The organism is Micromonospora coerulea, from assembly GCF_016598485.1.
Classification (GTDB): domain Bacteria; phylum Actinomycetota; class Actinomycetes; order Mycobacteriales; family Micromonosporaceae; genus Micromonospora; species Micromonospora coerulea.
Window position 1 is genome coordinate 46836 of record NZ_JAEMUW010000022.1, and the last position, 17312, is coordinate 64147.

Consider the following 17312-nt stretch of genomic DNA (forward strand, 5'->3'; position numbering starts at 1 on the left):
AGGTCTGCCATGGCACCCCGTCCCACGCCCGCCGACAAGTTCTCCTTCGGTCTCTGGACGGTGGGCTGGCAGGCCCGTGACCCGTTCGGCGACGCCACCCGTCCCGAGCTGGACGCGGTCGAGGCGGTCCACCGCCTCGCCGAACTCGGCGCGTACGGGATCACCTTCCACGACGACGACCTGGTGCCCTTCGGCGCGGACGCGGCCACCCGCGACGCCCGCCTGACCCGGTTCCGCAAGGCCCTCGACGAGACCGGCCTGGTGGTGCCGATGGTCACCACCAACCTGTTCACCCACCCGGTCTTCAAGGATGGCGGCTTCACCAGCAACGACCGCGACGTGCGCCGGTACGCGCTGCGCAAGGTGCTGCGCAACGTCGACCTCGCCGCCGAGCTGGGCGCCCGCACCTTCGTCATGTGGGGCGGCCGGGAGGGCGCCGAGTACGACCTGGCCAAGGACGTCCGCGCCGCGCTGGACCGGTACCGCGAGGCCGTCGACCTGCTCTGCCAGTACGTGCTCGACCAGGGCTACGACCTGCGTTTCGCCCTCGAACCCAAGCCGAACGAGCCGCGCGGCGACATCCTGCTGCCCACCGTCGGGCACGCGCTGGCATTCATCTCCACCCTGGCCCACCCCGAGCGGGTCGGGCTCAACCCCGAGGTCGGGCACGAGCAGATGGCCGGGCTGAACTTCGCCCACGGCATCGCCCAGGCGCTCTGGCAGGGCAAGCTGTTCCACATCGACCTCAACGGCCAGCGCGGCATCAAGTACGACCAGGACCTGGTCTTCGGCCACGGCGACCTGCTCAACGCGTTCGCCCTGGTCGACCTGCTGGAGCACGGGGGCCCGGACGGCGGTCCCGCGTACGACGGGCCGCGGCACTTCGACTACAAGCCCTCCCGCACCGAGGACATGACCGGGGTGTGGGCCTCGGCCGAGGCGAACATGCGGACGTACCTGCTGCTGAAGGAGCGGGCCGCGGCGTTCCGGGCCGACCCGGAGGTCGCCGAGGCCCTGACCGCGAGCCGGGTCGGCGAGCTGGCCACGCCGACGCTGGCCGCGGGAGAGAGCTACGCCGACCTGCTCGCCGACCGCGCCGCGTTCGAGGAGTTCGACCCGGACGCGGCCGGGGCGCGCGGCTTCGGCTTCGTCCGGCTCAACCAGCTCGCCGTCGAGCACCTGCTCGGCGCGCGCTGAGGCGGGGCCGCCATGCCGCTCGTCGCGGGGGTCGACTCGTCCACCCAGTCCTGCAAGGTCGTTGTCCGGGACGCGGAGACCGGCGCGCTGGTCCGCCAGGGCCGCGCGCCGCACCCCGACGGCACCGAGGTCGACCCGCGCGCCTGGTGGGACGCCCTGCTGACGGCCGTCGACGCGGCCGGCGGCCTGGCCGACGTCGCGGCCGTGTCGGTCGCCGGCCAGCAGCACGGCATGGTCTGCCTGGACGCGGCGGGGCAGGTGGTCCGGCCGGCGCTGCTCTGGAACGACACCCGGTCCGCCGAGGCGGCTCGGGAACTGGTCGAGGAGGCCGGCGGGGACGCGACCGGCCGCCGGTTCTGGGCCGGGGCGACCGGCAGCGTGCCGGTGGCCAGCTTCACCGCGACCAAGCTGCGCTGGCTGGCCCGGCACGAGCCGGCGAACGCCGACCGGGTGGCGGCGGTCTGCCTGCCGCACGACTGGCTGACCTGGCGCCTGGCGGGCGCCCCCGGCCTCGACGCGCTGCGCACCGACCGGGGCGACGCCAGCGGCACCGGCTACTGGTCGCCACGGACCGGCGAGTACCGCCTCGACCTGCTGGACCGGGCCTTCGGCCGGCGCCTGCGGGTGCCGGCGGTGCTCGGTCCGGCGGAACCGGCGGGCGTCCTCGACCCGGCGGTGCTCGGCGGCCGGGCCGGGGACGTCCTGCTCGGGCCGGGGACCGGGGACAACGCCGCCGCCGCCCTGGGCGTCGGGGCCGGGCCCGGCGACGTGGTCGTCTCGATCGGCACCTCGGGCACGGTCTTCGCGGTGGCGGACGCCCCGGCCGCCGACGCGGCCGGTGCGGTGGCCGGCTTCGCCGACGCCACCGGCCGGTACCTGCCGCTGGTCTGCACGCTCAACGCGGCCCGCGTGCTGGACGCCGCGGCGGCGCTGCTCCGGGTCGGGCTGGACGAGGTGGCGGAGCTGGCGCTGGCCGTCCCGCCCGGCGCGGACGGGCTGGTCATGGTGCCGTACCTGGAGGGGGAGCGGACCCCGAACCGGCCGCTCGCCACCGGCTCCGTGCACGGCCTGACCCTGTCCAACGCCACCGCCGGCCACCTGGCCCGGGCCGCCGTGGAGGGGATGCTCTGCGCGCTCGCCGACGGGCTCGACGCGCTGATCGCGCAGGGCGCGACCGCCGACCGGGTCATCCTGGTCGGCGGCGGGGCCCGCTCGGCGGCGGTCCGCCGGATCGCGCCGCAGGTCTTCGGCTGCCCGGTGGTGGTGCCGCCGCCCGGGGAGTACGTCGCCGATGGCGCCGCCCGGCAGGCCGCCTGGGTCGCCCTGGGCGGCGCGACCCCGCCGCCGTGGACGCTCGGCGCCACCGAGCGGTACGCCGCGGAAGCCGTGCCCGCCATCCGCGAGCGGTACGCACAGGCCCGGGACCGGATCGTCGACCGACCGGGGGTCGTCACCGGGCCGTGATCTCGTCCTGGTTTGCTGCCGGACATGACCGGCACCAGGATCTCCCGGCACGGGACCGCGGCGCACCGCCTCTACAGCGTCGTGGTGTTCGTGGTGCTCGCCTCGCTGGACAACGTGGCGATCGGCCTGGTCCCGCCGCTGTACGGGCCGATCTCCGGCGCGCTGGGCGTCTCGCAACGGTTGCTCGGCCTGGTCACCGCGGTGAGTTTCCTGGTCAGCGCGGTGGCCGCGGTCGCCTGGGCGTACGTCGGTGACCGGACCAACCGCAAGCCACTGCTGATGGTCGGCACGCTGATCTGGGCGGCCGGCACCGGCGGCAGCGCGCTCGCGCAGAACTACCCGACGTTCCTGGTCGCCCAGCTGGTCGCCGCGGTGGGGCTCGGGGCGGTCGGCTCGGTCGGTTTCTCCGTCGTCACCGACCTGATCTCACCCCGCCGCCGGGGGCTGGTGATGAGCTTCTGGGGCCTGTCCCAGGGTGTCGGCACCCTCGCCGGGACGCTGACCGGCGGGCTCCTCGGCGCCACCGACTGGCGGCGGCCGTTCCTACTCCTCACCGGGGTCGGGCTGACCGCCACGGTGGCCTACCTCTTCACGTACGACATCCGGCGCGGGCAGAGCGAGCCGGAGCTGGCCGAGGCGATCGACGCCGGGGCCGACTACGACTACCGGATCAGCAGATCCGACCTGCCCCGGATCCTGGCCCGGCGGACCAACCGCTGGCTGATCCTCCAGGGGCTCACCGCGCAGGCCGCGTTCGGCTCGCTGGTCTGGCTGCCGGTGCTCTTCGCCCAGCGGGCCGAGGCGCAGGGCTACTCGGCGGCGACGGCCGTGGTGGTGGGCAGCGTCTTCGCCACCCTGTTTCAGCTCGGCGGGGTGCTCTCCATCGTGGGCGGCCTGGTCGGCGACGCGCTGCAACGGCGTACGCCGAGCGGGCGGGCCCTGGTCGCGGCGGTGGGCATCCTCGCGGCCGTGCCGTTCTACCTGGTCCTGTTCTTCGTGCCGATCCGAATCGACGTGCCGGACGGCGGTGGCTCGGGCGCGGTGGTCGCCGCCGTGCTGGCCAGCGTGGTCACCGAGCCCACCGTCGGGCTGAGCCTGCTCGCCGCCGTGCTGGCGCTGGCCCTCACCTCGGCGAACTCGCCGAACTGGTTCGCGCTGATCGCCGACGTCAACCCGCCTGAGCACCGGGGCACCGTCTACAGCCTCGGCAACCTCGTCAACGGGGTGGGTCGGGCCGCCGGCAACGGGCTGGTCGGAGTGGCCTTCGCCGGGCTGCGCGCGGCCTTCCCGCCGCCGCTGAACTACGCGGTCGGGCTGGCCGCCTTCCAGCTCTTCTTCCTGCCCACCGGGGTCATGTACTGGCTCGCCGCCCGCACCTCGCCCGGTGACATCGAGTCCGTGCACGAGCTCCTGCACGCCCGCGCCGACCGCCTCTGACCGGGTCGGACGCCCGGCCGGGCGCGGTGGCGCTGAGGTCGAAGACGAGAAGAGTCCGGCCCGCCGACGCCGCCCTCGGGCGGTGGCCGGCGGGCCGGACGGTGCTCAGGCGCGGACCCAGACCGTCACGTCGGTCGGGACCCGGCCGTCCTCGTCGAGCGGGGCGCTGCTCTGCACCACCTCGCCGGCCGGTGCCGAGACGGCGGCCTGGCCGAAGTTGGTCAGCACGGTCAGGCCGCCGTTGCGGAAGGCGATCACCTCGTCGCCGGTGGAGAGCCACTCCAGCGGCCCCCGGGCCAGCCCGTGCTCGCGGCGCAGCCGCAACGCGGTGCGGTACAGCTCGTACGTCGAGCCCGGCACCCCGCGCTGCCGGTCCAGGGCGTACTCGGCCCAGGACGGGGGCTGCGGCAGCCAGCTCGCGTCGGTGGGCCCGAAGCCGTACGACGGGGCGTCGGCCTCCCACGGGATCGGCACCCGGCAGCCGTCCCGGCCGCGCTCGGTGTGCCCGCTGCGCTCCCAGGTCGGGTCCTGCCGGGCCTCGTCGGGCAGCGTGGTGTGTTCCGGCAGCCCCAGCTCCTCGCCCTGGTAGAGGTAGGCGGAGCCGGGCAGGGCGAGCATCAGCAGACTGGCCGCCCGGGCCCGGCGCAGGCCGAGCGCCGCGTCCGGCTGCGGGTCGCCGATGCCGATGCCGTTCGGCCGCGGCGCGCCGATCGGCAGCGCGAGCCGGGAGGCGTGCCGCACCACGTCGTGGTTGGAGAGCACCCAGGTGGTGGGGGCGCCGACCGCGTCGGTGGCCTCCAGCGAGCGGGTGATCACCGCGTACTGGGCCGGGGCGGTCCAGGCGGCGAGCAGGTACTCGAAGTTGAACGCCTGGTGCATTTCGTCCGGCCGGACGTAGTGGGCCAGCCGCTCGGCCGGCTCCACCCACGCCTCGGCAACCAGGATCCGCTCCCCGCCGTACGAGTCGAGCAGCCTCCGCCACTCGCGGTAGATCTCGTGCACGCCGTCCTGGTCCCACATCGGCGGGCGCGGCTTGTCCACCTCCTGGCCGGAGAGGATCTCGTGCGGCTCCTGCCAGTCGGCCAGGTCGGCCTGCTTGATCAGCCCGTGTGCCACGTCCACCCGGAACCCGTCGACGCCCCGGTCCAGCCAGAACCGGAGGATGTCCAGGAACTCGGCGCGAACCTCGGGGCTGTCCCAGTTGAGGTCGGGCTGGCCGGTGTCGAAGAGGTGCAGGTACCACTGCCCGTCGGGCACCCGGGTCCACGCCGGCCCGCCGAAGACGCTCTGCCAGTCGTTCGGCGGCGCGGCGCCCTGCGGTCCCTTGCCGTCCCGGAAGACGTACCGCTGCCGCTCCGGGCTGCCCGGCGCGGCAGCCAGCGCCGCCTGGAACCAGCGGTGCGCGGACGAGGTGTGGTTCGGCACCAGGTCGACGATGACCCGTAGGCCGCGCGCCTTGGCCTCGGCGATCATCTTGTCGGCGTCCCCGAGCCGGCCGAACAGCGGGTCGACGTCCCGGTAGTCGGCCACGTCGTACCCGGCGTCGGCCTGCGGCGACGGGTAGAACGGCGACAGCCAGACCGCGTCGACGCCGAGCTCGGCGAGGTGATCGAGGCGGGCGGTGATGCCGGGGAGGTCCCCGATGCCATCGCCGTCGGAGTCGGCGAAGGAGCGCGGGTAGATCTGGTAGATGACGGCCTCGGTCCACCAGCCGGTGGCCGGGGCGCCGGCCGTTTCCTGCTGCGTCACGTCGGTGTTCAGAGCCTTCTCCCCTTGTTTCGTGCCGTGCCGTCCGAGACCGGACGGAGGTGCGGTGCGGCCGCCGCGCGGACGGCCGAATCTGTTCAGTGTGCCCGGGGCGGTGCGGTCGACTCCCGCACGACCAGCCGAGTGGGCAGGATCACCGGTGGCATCGGCGTGTCGCCGGGGGCGTCCCCGCCCCGCTGTGCCGGGAGATGCCCGGCGTACGGCTCGGCGGTGCGGACGCCGAGCGGGTCGAGCAGGATCCGCGCGGCGAGCAGCCCCTGCTCCGTCGCCGGCTGGGCGATGGTGCTCAGCCCGAGCACCTTGGCCAGGTCGTGGTCGTCGATGCCGATCACGCTGACGTCCTGCGGCACCCGGAGCCCGGCGTCCCGCAGCGCGGTCATCGCGCCCATCGCCATCTCGTCGCACGCCGCGAAGATGGCGGTGGGCGGTTCGCCCCGGGCCAGCAGCTCGGCGGTGGCCCGGTTGCCGCCGTCGATGGTGAACTGCGACTCCACGTCAAGGCTGGGGTCGGGGCGGATCCCGGCCGCGCGGAGCGCCGCCTGGTAGCCCCGCCGCCGGTCCAGGTGGGTGGTGAAGGCCAGCTCGTCGTCCGGGTCGCCGGAGATGTGCGCGATCCGGGTGTGGCCGAGGTCGAGCAGGTGCCGGGTGGCGGTCCGCGCGGCGGCCACGTCGTCGATCCGGACGCACGGCCAACCGGGCACGTCCGTGCCGGAGCTGATGGTGACGCCGGGCAGGTCCAGCGCGGTCAGCGCGGTCACCTCCGGCGGGCGCAATGGCGTGGCGACCAGGATGACCGCGTCCACCCGCTTGTGCAGGCTGGCGGTGCGCAGCACCCGCTGGCGGGTCTGCTCCCGGCCGCCGAGGTTGTAGAGCAGCAGGTCGTAGCCGGACTCGTGGAGGAACTCCTCGACCGCCTCGACGACCGTGCCGAAAAACCAGCGGGTGATCCGGGGGACCACCACGGCGACCGTGCCGGTCTTTCCGCCGGCCAGCCGGGACGCGCTCGGGGAGACCGCGTACTCGAGCTGCTCCGCGGCGGCGAGGACCCGGCGCCGGGTCGCGGCCGAGACGGTGGGGAGGCCGCGCAGCGCCCGCGAGACGGTGGCCGTGGAGACCCCGGCCAGGCGGGCGACATCGTCAATCTTGGTCATCGTTCCCCCCGCTCCACCCGCGCCCGCCGCCGCCGGGGGACCGGCGGCGGCGGACCGACGGGTCAGCCCTTGACGCTGCCGGCGAGCAGGCCGCGGACGAAGTAACGCTGGAGGGACAGGAACACGATCAGCGGTACGACGATCGACACGAACGCGCCGGCGGTCAGCCGCTGCCATTCGTTGCCCCGGGTGCCGGCCATCTGGGCCAGCCGGACGGTGAGCGGGGCGGTCTCGTCGCCGCCCCCGGCGAAGATCAGCGCGACCAGCAGGTCGTTCCAGACCCAGAGGAACTGGAAGATGCCGAAGGCCGCCAGGGCCGGGGTGATCAGTGGCAGGACGATGGTGCGGAAGATCTTCGGATGGGTGGCCCCGTCGACCCGGGCCGCCTCCATCAGGTCCTTGGGCAGCTGCGAGATGAAGTTGTGCAGCAGGAAGACGGCGAACGGGAGCGCGAAACAGGTGTGCGCGAACCACACCTGGGCGAACTTCTGCTCGTCGACCAGGTCCCAGGCCGGCATCAGGGTGACGCCGCCAAGGGTGACGCCGGTGGAGAAGAACTTCAGCAGCGGCACCAGGGCCATCTGCAGCGGCACGATCTGCAACGAGAAGATCGCGATGTACAGCCAGTCCCGGCCCTTGAAGTTGATCCAGGCCAGCGCGTACGCGGCCAGCGACGCGAAGGCGAGCGGGAAGAGCACCGACGGGATGGTGATCGCCAGCGAGTTGATGAAGTAGCTGGCGAGCTGGCCGGACGAGGAGGAGGTGCTGAAGAGCACCTGCTGGTAGTTGTCCAGGGTGAACTGCGGGTTGGTGAAGAACGTCCACCAGCCCGTGGTCTTGATCTCGTTCTCGGGCCGGATGGAGGAGACCAGCAGGCCGAAGGTGGGGATGGTCCAGACCAGCGCGATGACGATCGAGGCCAGCGTCGCGGTACGGCTGTTCAGCCGCTTGCGGACGCGGGCGACGCGCGTGGTCTTCCCGGTGGCCTGGGTGCCGGCGGGGATGGTGGGCGTGGCGGTGGTCATCTCAGCCCTCCCGCTGCTGACGCAGGTTGCGGATCTGGTAGATCACGATCGGGATGACCAGGACGAAGAGGAAGACCGCCAGGGCCGAGCCCTGCCCGTTCTCTTGGTACCGGAACGCCTGGTTGTACATCTCGTTCGCGATGACGCTGGTGTCGTAGTTGCCGTTGGTCGCGGTCCGGACGATGTCGAAGACCTTGAGCGTGGCGATCGACAGCGTCACGACCACCACGATCAGCGCCGGCCGGATGCTCGGCATGGTGATCTGCCAGAACATCTGCCACGGGCTGACCCCGTCCAGACGGGCCGCCTCGACGATGTCGGCCGGGATGGCCTTGATCGCGGCGGAGAGCACCACCATGGCGAAGCCGGCCTGGATCCAGATCATGATCACGATGAGCAGGAAGGTGTTCAGCGGCGATTCGAGCAGCCACTGCTTCGGCTCGCCGCCGAGGCCGACCACGATCTGGTTGAGCAGACCGATCTGCTCCTGACCGTCGCCCCGGTAGGCGTAGACGAACTTCCAGATGATGGTGGCACCGACGAACGAGATGGCCATCGGCAGGAAGATCAGCGACTTGGCGACCGCCTCGAACCGGGCCTTGTCCACCAGCACGGCGTAGAGCAGGCCGAACGAGGTGGCCACCAGCGGGACCAGGATCACCCACACCAGCGTGTTGATCAGCACCCGGATGATCGAGCCTTCGGAGAACATCCAGCCGTAGTTGCGCAGGCCCACCCAGCCGCTGCTGTCGGCGTTCATGAAGGAGAGCAGCGTGGTGCGGATCGCCGGCACCACCAGCCCGATCGTGAGCAGCAGCAGCGTCGGCAGCAGGAAGAAGAGCGCGAAGAGCCCCTCCCGCTGCTTGCGCCGGCGGGGCAGCGGGGCGCCGCTCGCCGAGGCGGCGATCAACTGCGCCTCGCGACGGCGGGCGAACCAGGCCGGCACCACGTCGAGGAGCAGGAGCAGGCCGCCCACCACCACGACGAAAGCGATAAGCCCGTACATCAGCATGAGGAACTTCGGCTGTTCCTCCGCGAAGTCGAACTCCATCGACCCTCCTTCAAGGGTTCGGTCGAGGGTGGCCCGGCCCGCGGATGCGGACCGGGCCACCGCCTCAGATCACTTCCAGCTGGCCTCGATGCCGTTGAGCACCGTGGTGGTGTCCTTGCCGTTGATCCAGTCGACCATGCCCTTCCAGAAGGTGCCCGCGCCGACCGCGGCCGGCATCAGGTCCGAGCCGTCGAAGCGGAAGACGGTCTTCTGGTCCTGCAGGATCTGGACGGAGAGCTTGTCCACCGGGTTCGGGACGTTGTTGATGTCGAGCTTCTTGTTCGCCGACAGCCAGTCGCCGATCTTGGCGCGGCTGTTGACGTACTCGCCGGAGGCCAGGTAGGTCTGCACCGCCTGGACCTCGGGACGGTCCGCGAAGGCCGAGACGAACTCGCCGGCACCCAGCACCGGCTTGCCCTTGGCCGGGTCGATGGCCGGGAAGTAGAACGCGAAGACGTCGCCGTCCTCGGCCACCTTGGTGCCCTCCGGCCACTGGTTGGCGTAGAAGGACGCCTGGCGGTGCATGGCGCACTTGCCGGTGGTGATCGGCGTGCCGGCCTCCTGGAAGGAGGTGGTGGCGATGCTCTTCACGCCGCCGAAGCCGCCGTTGACGTACTTCTCGTTCTTGAGGATGGTGCCGGCCTTGTTGACCGCGTCGGCGACCTTCGGGTCGTTGAACGGGATGCCGTGCGTGGTCCACTGGTCGTAGACCTCGGGACCCTGGGTCCGCAGCATCACGTCTTCGATCCAGTCGGTGGCCGGCCAGCCGGTGGCGTCACCGGACTCGATGCCGGCGCACCACGGCTTGGTGCCGCTCCCCGCGATCTTGTCGCTCAGGGCGATGAGCTCGTCCCAGGTGGTCGGGACGGTCCAGCCCTTCTCCTTGAAGGTCTTCGGCGAGTACCACACGTACGACTTGACGTTGGAGCCGAGCGGAACGCCGTAGAGCTTGCCGTCGACGGTGCTGTACTTCAGCCAGTCGGGGGTGAAGTTCTGCTCGGCCAGCGCCTTGGTGTCGGCGCCGACCGTCTTGATCTTGCCCGAGTCGACGAACCGCTTGAGCAGACCCGGCTGCGGGATGAAGGCCAGGTCGGGGGCGTTGCCGCCGTCGACCCGGACACCCAGCTGGGCCTCGAACTCGCCGCTGCCCTCGTGGTCGATATCGATGCCGGTGCAGTCCTCGAACTGCTTCCAGGACTGATCAAGGCGGTCGGCCTCGATGTCCCGGATCGACGAGTAGATCGTCACCTTCTTGCCGTCGTGGCCCTGGTACTTGTCATATGCGGCGCACTCCGGGGAGCTCGCCTTCTCGCTCTTCTTGTCGTTGCCGGTGCCGCAGGCGGTGGCGCCGAGCGCCAGCCCCAGTACGCCGGCGATCGCGAGAGCCTGGCGTGATCTGGCAAACGCCATGCCGATCTCCTTCCTTGCCGGCGCGTGGGGGAACCGAACCCGCGCCGGTCCGATGGTCGTCCCCACATGTAAGCGCTTGCATCAGTCCGAGTCCACCCCCTGCCGGACACGGCCCGGTAACAATCCCGAAACCCGCTCACCGGCCGTGGGCGCGCTCCCACGCACCGCACTTTCCGGCCCGCTCCGACCCTTCCCATCGATGGAACTTTCTGTCACGCTGGATCGATCGAATCGAAGGATTTCGACATAGGAGGTGCTGGATGCGTAGACGGTGGTTCAGCCTCGTGGCGGCCGGCCTGTTGGTCGCGGCGACCCTGCTGCCCGCGGCACCGGCGATGGCCGCGCCGACCTTCAAGGTGCCGTTCCCCTGCGGCCAGTCCTGGTCGGGGCAGACCCGCTCCGACCACAGCCCGGCGTACGCGATCGACTTCAACCGCACCGACGACCTCGGCGACCCGGTGGTGGCCAGCGCGCCGGGCACCGTGGACCGGGTGACCGACCTGGGCGGCACCAGCTACGGCAAGTACGTCCGGATCGACCACGGCGGGGGGTACACCACCTACTACGCCCACCTCAACGGCTTCAACGTCTCGGTCGGGCAGAGCATCAGCTACGGCAAGGTGATCGGCTGGGTGGGCAGCACCGGCGGCTCCACCGGCCCGCACCTGCACTACGAGCAGCGGCTCAACGGCAACGACATCCAGGCCCGGTTCAACGGCACGCTCGCGCTCTACTGGGGCACCAAGACGTACACCAGCGACAACAACTGCTCCTCGACCACCGCCACCGGGACGGTGAACACCGCCGGCGCGGATCTCACCGTCCGCTCCGGGCCGGGCACCGGCTACACCGCGGTCGGCTCGGTCGCCGACGGCACCACGGTCACCATCTACTGCCAGACCTCCGGCACCACGGTCACCGGCACGTACGGCACCAGCTCGATCTGGGACCGGATCGGCAGCGGCCGGTACGTCTCGGACGCGTACGTCCAGACCGGCTACGACGGCTACATACCGAACGTCCCCCGCTGCTGACGGCGGGGCGCGGCCGGGCCCCGGGGCGACCGGGGCCCGGCTCATGCGTCCGTCGCCGCCCGGCAGGCGTCACGCCGCCGGGAAGCACGGCGCCGGGGTCGTCGTGCCCGGATGCTCCTGTCTGGGAGGACGGAGCTCCGGACCCGACGACCCCGGCGGGTCAGGGGAGGTGCGGAATCGGCGCCTAACTGAAGATGCTGACGCCACCCGGGCCGACCAGAAGACCGACCACGATGAGGACGACGCCCCACAGGATCTGCCGGCGGAACAGCGCGAGGATGCCGGCGACCACGAGTACGACTGCGAGAATCCAGAGAATCAGCTCCATGGCGGCTGAGTACCCGGCCATTCGCGCCCGGAAACCTGGCTCAGCCGACCAGATGATCTCCCAGGTGGAAGATGCTGTACGCCTGTTTGATCACGGGGTGGGCGACGTTGCGGACCCGTACCCCGCCCGGCGTGGTGCCCCGCTCCGTTCCGTGGTGGGCATGCCCGTGCAGGGCCAGCGCGGTCGGCGCCGAGTCGATCGCCTGGCCAAGCTGGTAGCAGCCGAGGAACGGGTAGATCTCCAGCGGCTCGCCGGCGAGGGTGTCCGGCACGGGGGAGTAGTGGGTGAGCGCGACCAGCAGGTCGCACTCCAGCCCGCGCAGGGCCTTGCCGAGCGCCTCCGAGCTCTCGTTGGTGGTCCGGACGAACGCCTTCATCTCCGGCTCGCCGAAGTCACTGGCGCACCGCCCGGCGAAGCCGCCGCCGAAGCCCTTCACTCCGGCCACGCCCAGCCGCCCGCCGGCACACTCCAGCACCATCCCCGTCCCTTCCAGCACGGTGATCCCGGCGTCCCCCAGCACCTTGACCACCTGCGGCACCTGGTCGCACTGGTGGTCGTGGTTGCCGAGCACGGTGATCACCGGCACCCCGAGATTGCCGAACTCCTGGGCCACGCAGCGCGCCTCGGACTCGGTGCCGTGCCGGGTCAGGTCGCCGGCGAGCAGCAGCACGTCGGCGCAGTCGGGCAGTTCCTCCAGGGCCGGCCGGAACCGGCCGACCACGTCCTCGTCCACGTGCACGTCGCCGACGGCGGCGATTCGGATCACGATTCCACCCCCCTCACGGCAACTCCTCGACCTGGGTGGGTGCCTGCGCCCGGATCACCCCGATGTCGCTGGTGATCGGCACGTCGGGGAAGCGCTCGGCCACCCGGCGCAGGATCTCCTCGCGCCGGTGCGGGCTCTCCACCTCGCCGTAGAGGACCAGCCCCCGCTCGCGGCGGAGCACGGTGATCCCCTGCTCGGCGACGTCCGGGTCCTCGGCCAGCAGACGGTGGATCTCCGCCTCGACGTACTCGTCGGGCGGCGCGCCGCCGTGCTCCTCGTTCACGGTGTCTCCCTTCCTCCGGGTGTGCCGCCGTGCGGCAGGACGTCCAGCCGGTCGAGCAGCACCAAAAACGCCTCGGCGTACGGCGAGTGCTGCGTCTCCTTCCGTACCCGTTCCCAGTCGATCTGTTCCCGCAGCGAACGGGCCAGCGGCAGGGCGCGGGCGAAGTCGCAGTAGTGCTGGGAGAAGCTGAGCAGCTTGTGCACCATGAGTTGGCTGGCCGAGAGCACCGGCATGTGGATCGCGTCGACCGGGCGCACGATGGTGTCGGCGAAGGTCTCCTCGGTCACCGGGGTCTCGATCGGCCGGTGGATCAGGTCCACCATCCGGCCCTCGTCGTAGACCTTGACCAGCCAGTCCTCCGGCGGCCGCTCGGCGGTGAAGCCGGCCGCGACCAGCGCCTCCAGCGCCCGGTCCACGTCCTGCTCGCGGATCAGGAAGTCGACGTCGTGTTCGCTGGAATGGCCGCCGTGCGCGTACACGGCGAAGCTGCCGCCCAGGGCGAACGGGATCTCGGACTGCTTGAGCACGGCGGCGACCTTCTTCAGCGTGTGGACCAGGGTCTCGTCCCCGCGCTCGGCCATCTGGGTCTCCCGTCGTCGTCGCATGGCGGTGGGAATGAAGTTGCGTACCCGGCAAGCCGGTCGGCCACACCTGGCCCGGGCACGGGGGCGGCCTCCACGGTACAGAAAGGGACAAATCGTCAGAGTGCGAGCGCGGATCGGATAGCGTTGGGCAGGTGGCCAGATCACTGCGGGCGTGGCGCGGCAGGGCCCGACTACGCACCATCGCCCTGATCGGCATCGATGGCTCGGGCAAGACCACCCAGGCGCACCGGCTCGCCGAGGCGCTCAGCGCGGCCGGTCACCCGGCCACCTACCACCGCAACGCCGGCGGCCGGCGCTGGCTGGGCCGCCTCGCGCACCGGCTCGGGCGCCCGGACGCCCAGCGGCTCGTCGGGCGCAACGGGATGCTCGCGGTCGAGTCCGCGCTCCGCTGGCTGGCCATCGCCCTGGCCCTGCTGAGCTGCCTGGTCACCGGCCGGACGGCGGTGATGGACCGCTACTCCGCCTGCCAGTACGCGAGCATCCGGGCGCACGGCGGGCAGCGGTGGGAGCGGCTGACCCGGGTCGGCTACCGGCTCTTCCCGGCCCCCCAGGTGACCTTCCTGCTCACCGTCGACCCGGCCGAGGCGTACCGGCGAATCGAGCGGCGCGGCACCGACCACGAGAGCATGGACTGGCTCACCGCCGCCGCCACCGCGTACCGGACGCTGCCCGAGTACGCCAGCTTCGTGGTGGTCGACGCGGGCGGCTCGCCGGACGAGGTCTCCCGCCGGATCCGGGCGCACCTCACCGAGTGGCTGCCGGGCGACCGGCCCGCCGCCACCGGCCCGGACGACGCCGACCCGCTGGCGACCGGGCCCGGGCGGCCCGGTCCGGTGTCGGCTCAGGCCCGTCCGTAGACGGGGATGCTGGCGCCGCTGGTGGGCGCGGACTCGTCGGAGGCCAGAAAGCGGATCACCGTGGCGATTTCTGCCGGGGCGACCCAGCGCCGGTGGTCGGCGTCCGGCTGGGCGGCGCGGTTGGCCGGGGTGTCGATCACGCTGGGCAGCACGGTGTTGCACCGTACCCCGCGCGGCCGGTACTCCACCGCCACGGAATTGGCGAAGGCCAGCACGGCCGCCTTGGCCGTGACGTAGCCCGCCGCGCCGGGAAAGGGGGCCACCGCGGCGCGCGCCGAGACGCAGACCACCGCGCCGCCGCCGGCCGCGACGAGATGCGGCAACGCCGCCTGGGTGACCAGGTACGTCGGGCGCAGGTTGATCCGGAGCATCCGCTCGAACTCCTCGACCGGCGTCTCGTGCACCAGCCCGCCGCTGGCGTACCCGCCGACGAGATTGACCACGGCGCGCAGCGGCGCGGCCGGGTCGGCCGCGGCCAGCTCCACGGCCCGGGCGGCCCCGGCCGGATCGAGCAGGTCCGCGGTGAGCCGGACCGGTCCGGCCCCCGCCGGCTCCGTCGCCGCGCCCTCACGCTCCGGTACGACCACTCGCCAGCCGGCCCGCAGGAAGGCGGCCGTGACCGCCCCGCCCAGCCCGCCCGTGCCTCCGGTGACCAGCACACTGCGCTCCGCCATGGCCACACGCTAGCCGGCAGAGGTTCCCGCCGGGGCCGGGGGGCGGGCGGATCCCGCCGGTCCGGGCGCCGGTGCGTGACCGGTGCGCCCGGACGGCCGACCGGCGGGTCGGGCCGGCCGTCCGGCTGGCCGGGGATGGACGACGGCGGGTCGGCCGGCCGGCCGGCACTGCGGACTCGGCCGGAGCGGATGAGGCGGCGGGGCAGGGGTAGTGGGACCCTTGCCCGGCGGGGCCGGCACGTAAGGCGGTACTTTTCCGGATACGCGCGGTGATGGTTGACGGTCACGCCTCGTGAAAGTAAGTTTCATCCGTGGCGAAGAGTCCGAAGATTTCTGCGAGTCACGAGCAAGGTGGACTGATCGTCCACATCAGTGGCCTGCTCCCATCGCTGTCCCCGGCCGAACAGCGGGTCGCCCGGCTGGTCGTCGCCGACCCGGCGGGCGCCGCCCGGCGCACCATCACCGACCTCGCCACCGCCGCCGAGACCTCCGAGGCCACCGTCATCCGGTTCTGCCGGTCGGTCGGCATGGACGGCTACCCGCAGCTACGGATCCGGCTCGCCGCCGAGGCGGCCCGCCGGATCGAGCCGCCGGACGCCCGGGTGGTCGGCGGCGACATCCCGCCGGGCGCCGACCTGGCGCAGATCATCGCGACCATCGCGTTCAACGACGCGCGGGCCGTCGAGGAGACCGCCGAACAGCTCGACCCGGCCGTCTGCGAGCAGGTCGTCGAGGCGATCGGCGGCGCCGGCCGGATCGACGTGTACGGCGCCGGTGCCAGCGGCTTCGTCGCCTCCGACTTCCAGCAGAAGCTGCACCGCATCGGCCGCACCGCCTTCTACTTCCCGGACGTACACACCGCGCTCACCTCGGCCGCCCTGCTCGGCCGGGGCGACGTCGCGGTCGGCATCTCGCACACCGGCACCACGTCGGACGTGATCGAGGTGCTGGAGCAGGCCCGGGCGCGCGGCGCCACCACGGTGGCGCTGACCAACTTCCCGCGCTCGCCGATCACCGAGGTGGCCGACTTCGTGCTCACCACCGCGGCGCGCGAGACCACGTACCGATCTGGCGCGATGGCCAGCCGGCTGGCCCAGCTCACCGTGGTCGACTGCCTCTTCGTCGGGGTGGCGGCGCGCAACCGGGCCAAGGCGAAGAAGGCCCTGGAGGTGACCGCCGAGGCGGTCAAGTCGCACCGGGTGGGCTCGACGCGGAGGCGCGGATGACCGCCGGTCGGGTGGAGCGCGACGAGTTGTCCGCGGTCCGGCCGGTGGTGCGCGTCGGCGCGCCCACCGAGCGGCGCAACCCGCACAGCGTCGACCTCGACCTGATGTCGACCCGGGACGTGCTCACCGTCATCAACGAGGCGGACCGGCGGGTGCCGGCCGCGGTGGCCGCCGTCCTCGACGAGATCGCCGAGACCGTCGACCTCGCGGTCGCGGCGCTGCGGGGCGGGCACCGGGTGCACTACTTCGGCGCCGGCACCTCGGGGCGGCTCGGCGTCCTGGACGCCGCCGAGCTGGCGCCCACCTTCAACTCGCCGCGGCACTGGTTCTGCTCGCACCTGGCCGGCGGGCGCGACGCGATGTGGCGCGCCGTCGAGGACGCCGAGGACGACGACCGGGCCGGCGCGGCCGAGGCGGCCGAGTGCGTACGCCCCGGGGACCTGGTGGTCGGTCTGGCCGCCAGCGGGCGCACCCCGTACGTCCTCGGGGCGCTCGCCGCGTCCCGGGCGCAGGGGGCCGGGACCGTGCTCCTCTGCGCCAATCCGGAGGCCGAGGCCGCCTCGTCGGTGGACGTCTTCATCGGGGTGGACACCGGACCGGAGGTCGTCACCGGGTCGACCCGGATGAAGGCGGGCACCGCACAGAAGCTGGTGCTCAACACGTTCTCCACCGCCGTGATGGTGCGACTCGGCCGGGTCTACTCCAACCTCATGATCGACATGGTGGCCACCAACGCGAAACTGCGCGGCCGGATGATCTCGATCCTGATGGAGGCCACCGGCTGCGCCGAGGAGGTTTGTCGGCGCGCGCTGCAGGAGGCCGACGGCGACCTCAAGACCGCCCTGGTGTCCCTGGTCTCCGGCGCCGAGGTCGCCGCCGCCCGGGCCGCCCTGGCCCGCTCCGCCGACCAGGTGCGCGGCGCGCTGGACCTGCTCGCCTCCTGACTCCCCGCCGGCGCCCCTCCGTGGGTCCCATCGCCCCGCCTGTCCCGCTGCGACGCGCGTCACGCCGCGTCCGGGACGTCTTTCGCGCTGCGG

Annotated in this window: 16 protein-coding genes and 1 pseudogene; 7 read left to right on the forward strand and 10 right to left on the reverse strand. The window is 72.5% G+C overall.

The window, feature by feature from the left end:
- Positions 1-9: 9 nt before the first annotated feature.
- From xylA to I8N68_RS24920, 3 genes are read left to right on the forward strand one after another with little or no spacing between them, the layout of a single operon-like run.
- Positions 10-1197 (forward strand): xylose isomerase, encoded by a 1188-nt coding sequence (gene xylA / locus I8N68_RS24910; RefSeq protein ID WP_200214818.1) that lies wholly within the window; start codon positions 10-12, stop codon positions 1195-1197.
- A 12-nt stretch (positions 1198-1209) separates the two neighbouring features.
- Positions 1210-2661, forward strand: a complete 1452-nt coding sequence (xylB, locus tag I8N68_RS24915) for a xylulokinase (protein WP_200214822.1) — start codon at positions 1210-1212, stop codon at positions 2659-2661.
- Positions 2662-2685: 24 nt separating this feature from the next.
- On the forward strand, positions 2686-4098 hold the full coding sequence (locus I8N68_RS24920; protein ID WP_200214825.1) for an MFS transporter: 1413 nt from the start codon (positions 2686-2688) through the stop codon (positions 4096-4098).
- A 105-nt stretch (positions 4099-4203) separates the two neighbouring features.
- Here I8N68_RS24920 and I8N68_RS24925 read toward each other — a convergent pair whose 3' ends face one another.
- The 5 genes from I8N68_RS24925 to I8N68_RS24945 all read right to left on the reverse strand — a co-directional run bounded on the left by I8N68_RS24925 (position 4204) and on the right by I8N68_RS24945 (position 10502).
- Positions 4204-5859 (reverse strand): glycoside hydrolase family 13 protein, encoded by a 1656-nt coding sequence (locus I8N68_RS24925; protein ID WP_200214930.1) that lies wholly within the window; start codon positions 5857-5859, stop codon positions 4204-4206.
- 83 nt (positions 5860-5942) lie between these two features.
- Positions 5943-7016 (reverse strand): LacI family DNA-binding transcriptional regulator, encoded by a 1074-nt coding sequence (locus tag I8N68_RS24930; protein ID WP_200214827.1) that lies wholly within the window; start codon positions 7014-7016, stop codon positions 5943-5945.
- 62 nt (positions 7017-7078) lie between these two features.
- Complete coding sequence (locus I8N68_RS24935) at positions 7079-8041, reverse strand: carbohydrate ABC transporter permease (protein WP_200214829.1); 963 nt, start codon at positions 8039-8041, stop codon at positions 7079-7081.
- Between the two features lies 1 nt (position 8042).
- Positions 8043-9092 carry a carbohydrate ABC transporter permease gene (locus I8N68_RS24940; protein ID WP_200214831.1) on the reverse strand — a complete coding sequence of 350 codons (1050 nt, stop codon included), beginning with the start codon at positions 9090-9092 and terminating at the stop codon, positions 8043-8045.
- A 69-nt stretch (positions 9093-9161) separates the two neighbouring features.
- Positions 9162-10502 (reverse strand): ABC transporter substrate-binding protein, encoded by a 1341-nt coding sequence (locus I8N68_RS24945; RefSeq protein ID WP_200214834.1) that lies wholly within the window; start codon positions 10500-10502, stop codon positions 9162-9164.
- A 260-nt stretch (positions 10503-10762) separates the two neighbouring features.
- Here I8N68_RS24945 and I8N68_RS24950 point away from each other — a divergent pair, with 260 nt between their 5' ends.
- Positions 10763-11536, forward strand: coding sequence for a M23 family metallopeptidase (locus I8N68_RS24950; protein WP_200214837.1), 774 nt, complete (start codon positions 10763-10765; stop codon positions 11534-11536).
- A 184-nt stretch (positions 11537-11720) separates the two neighbouring features.
- Here I8N68_RS24950 and I8N68_RS24955 read toward each other — a convergent pair whose 3' ends face one another.
- The 4 genes and pseudogenes from I8N68_RS24955 to I8N68_RS24970 form a co-directional block, all read right to left on the reverse strand.
- Positions 11721-11864: a GPGG-motif small membrane protein gene (locus I8N68_RS24955; RefSeq protein WP_167179460.1), complete on the reverse strand. Its 144-nt coding sequence runs from the start codon at positions 11862-11864 to the stop codon at positions 11721-11723.
- Positions 11855-12633, reverse strand: a pseudogene (locus tag I8N68_RS24960) (metallophosphoesterase family protein). The gene I8N68_RS24955 and the pseudogene I8N68_RS24960 overlap by 10 nt, the downstream one beginning before the upstream one ends.
- 10 nt (positions 12634-12643) lie before the next feature.
- The gene (locus I8N68_RS24965) at positions 12644-12913 is read right to left on the reverse strand and encodes a hypothetical protein (protein ID WP_200214840.1); all 270 of its coding nucleotides are present in this window, start codon (positions 12911-12913) and stop codon (positions 12644-12646) included.
- A complete protein-coding gene (locus I8N68_RS24970) occupies positions 12910-13530 on the reverse strand; it encodes a nucleotidyltransferase (protein WP_487047280.1) in 621 nt (206 codons plus the stop codon). Before I8N68_RS24970 ends, I8N68_RS24965 begins: the two co-directional genes overlap by 4 nt.
- A 119-nt stretch (positions 13531-13649) precedes the next feature.
- On the opposite strand from I8N68_RS24970, the gene I8N68_RS24975 reads away from it, so the two are divergent.
- Entirely contained in the window at positions 13650-14375 is a 726-nt protein-coding gene (locus I8N68_RS24975; RefSeq protein WP_200214847.1) for a dTMP kinase, read from the forward strand.
- On the opposite strand, the gene I8N68_RS24980 is transcribed toward I8N68_RS24975, so the two are convergent.
- On the reverse strand, positions 14360-15049 hold the full coding sequence (locus I8N68_RS24980) for an SDR family NAD(P)-dependent oxidoreductase (protein WP_200214850.1): 690 nt from the start codon (positions 15047-15049) through the stop codon (positions 14360-14362). The two genes, I8N68_RS24975 and I8N68_RS24980, sit on opposite strands and share 16 nt — an antisense overlap.
- 311 nt (positions 15050-15360) lie before the next feature.
- Here I8N68_RS24980 and I8N68_RS24985 point away from each other — a divergent pair, with 311 nt between their 5' ends.
- Both I8N68_RS24985 and murQ read left to right on the forward strand, forming a co-directional pair.
- Positions 15361-16275, forward strand: a complete 915-nt coding sequence (locus I8N68_RS24985; RefSeq protein ID WP_200214853.1) for a MurR/RpiR family transcriptional regulator — start codon at positions 15361-15363, stop codon at positions 16273-16275.
- Positions 16272-17219, forward strand: a complete 948-nt coding sequence (gene murQ, locus I8N68_RS24990) for an N-acetylmuramic acid 6-phosphate etherase (protein ID WP_200214856.1) — start codon at positions 16272-16274, stop codon at positions 17217-17219. The genes I8N68_RS24985 and murQ overlap by 4 nt, the downstream gene beginning before the upstream one ends.
- Positions 17220-17312: the final 93 nt, after the last annotated feature.

Excerpts from the sequence above, each read along its gene's own strand:
- xylA (WP_200214818.1), top strand. The coding sequence starts at position 10 with ATGGCACCCCGTCCCACGCCCGCCGACAAGTTCTCCTTCGGTCTCTGG.
- xylB (WP_200214822.1), top strand. The coding sequence starts at position 1,210 with ATGCCGCTCGTCGCGGGGGTCGACTCGTCCACCCAGTCCTGCAAGGTC.
- I8N68_RS24920 (WP_200214825.1), top strand. The coding sequence starts at position 2,686 with ATGACCGGCACCAGGATCTCCCGGCACGGGACCGCGGCGCACCGCCTC.
- I8N68_RS24930 (WP_200214827.1), bottom strand. The coding sequence starts at position 7,016 with ATGACCAAGATTGACGATGTCGCCCGCCTGGCCGGGGTCTCCACGGCC.
- I8N68_RS24935 (WP_200214829.1), bottom strand. The coding sequence starts at position 8,041 with ATGACCACCGCCACGCCCACCATCCCCGCCGGCACCCAGGCCACCGGG.
- I8N68_RS24940 (WP_200214831.1), bottom strand. The coding sequence starts at position 9,092 with ATGGAGTTCGACTTCGCGGAGGAACAGCCGAAGTTCCTCATGCTGATG.
- I8N68_RS24945 (WP_200214834.1), bottom strand. The coding sequence starts at position 10,502 with ATGGCGTTTGCCAGATCACGCCAGGCTCTCGCGATCGCCGGCGTACTG.
- I8N68_RS24950 (WP_200214837.1), top strand. The coding sequence starts at position 10,763 with ATGCGTAGACGGTGGTTCAGCCTCGTGGCGGCCGGCCTGTTGGTCGCG.
- I8N68_RS24955 (WP_167179460.1), bottom strand. The coding sequence starts at position 11,864 with ATGGAGCTGATTCTCTGGATTCTCGCAGTCGTACTCGTGGTCGCCGGC.
- I8N68_RS24980 (WP_200214850.1), bottom strand. The coding sequence starts at position 15,049 with ATGGCGGAGCGCAGTGTGCTGGTCACCGGAGGCACGGGCGGGCTGGGC.
- murQ (WP_200214856.1), top strand. The coding sequence starts at position 16,272 with ATGACCGCCGGTCGGGTGGAGCGCGACGAGTTGTCCGCGGTCCGGCCG.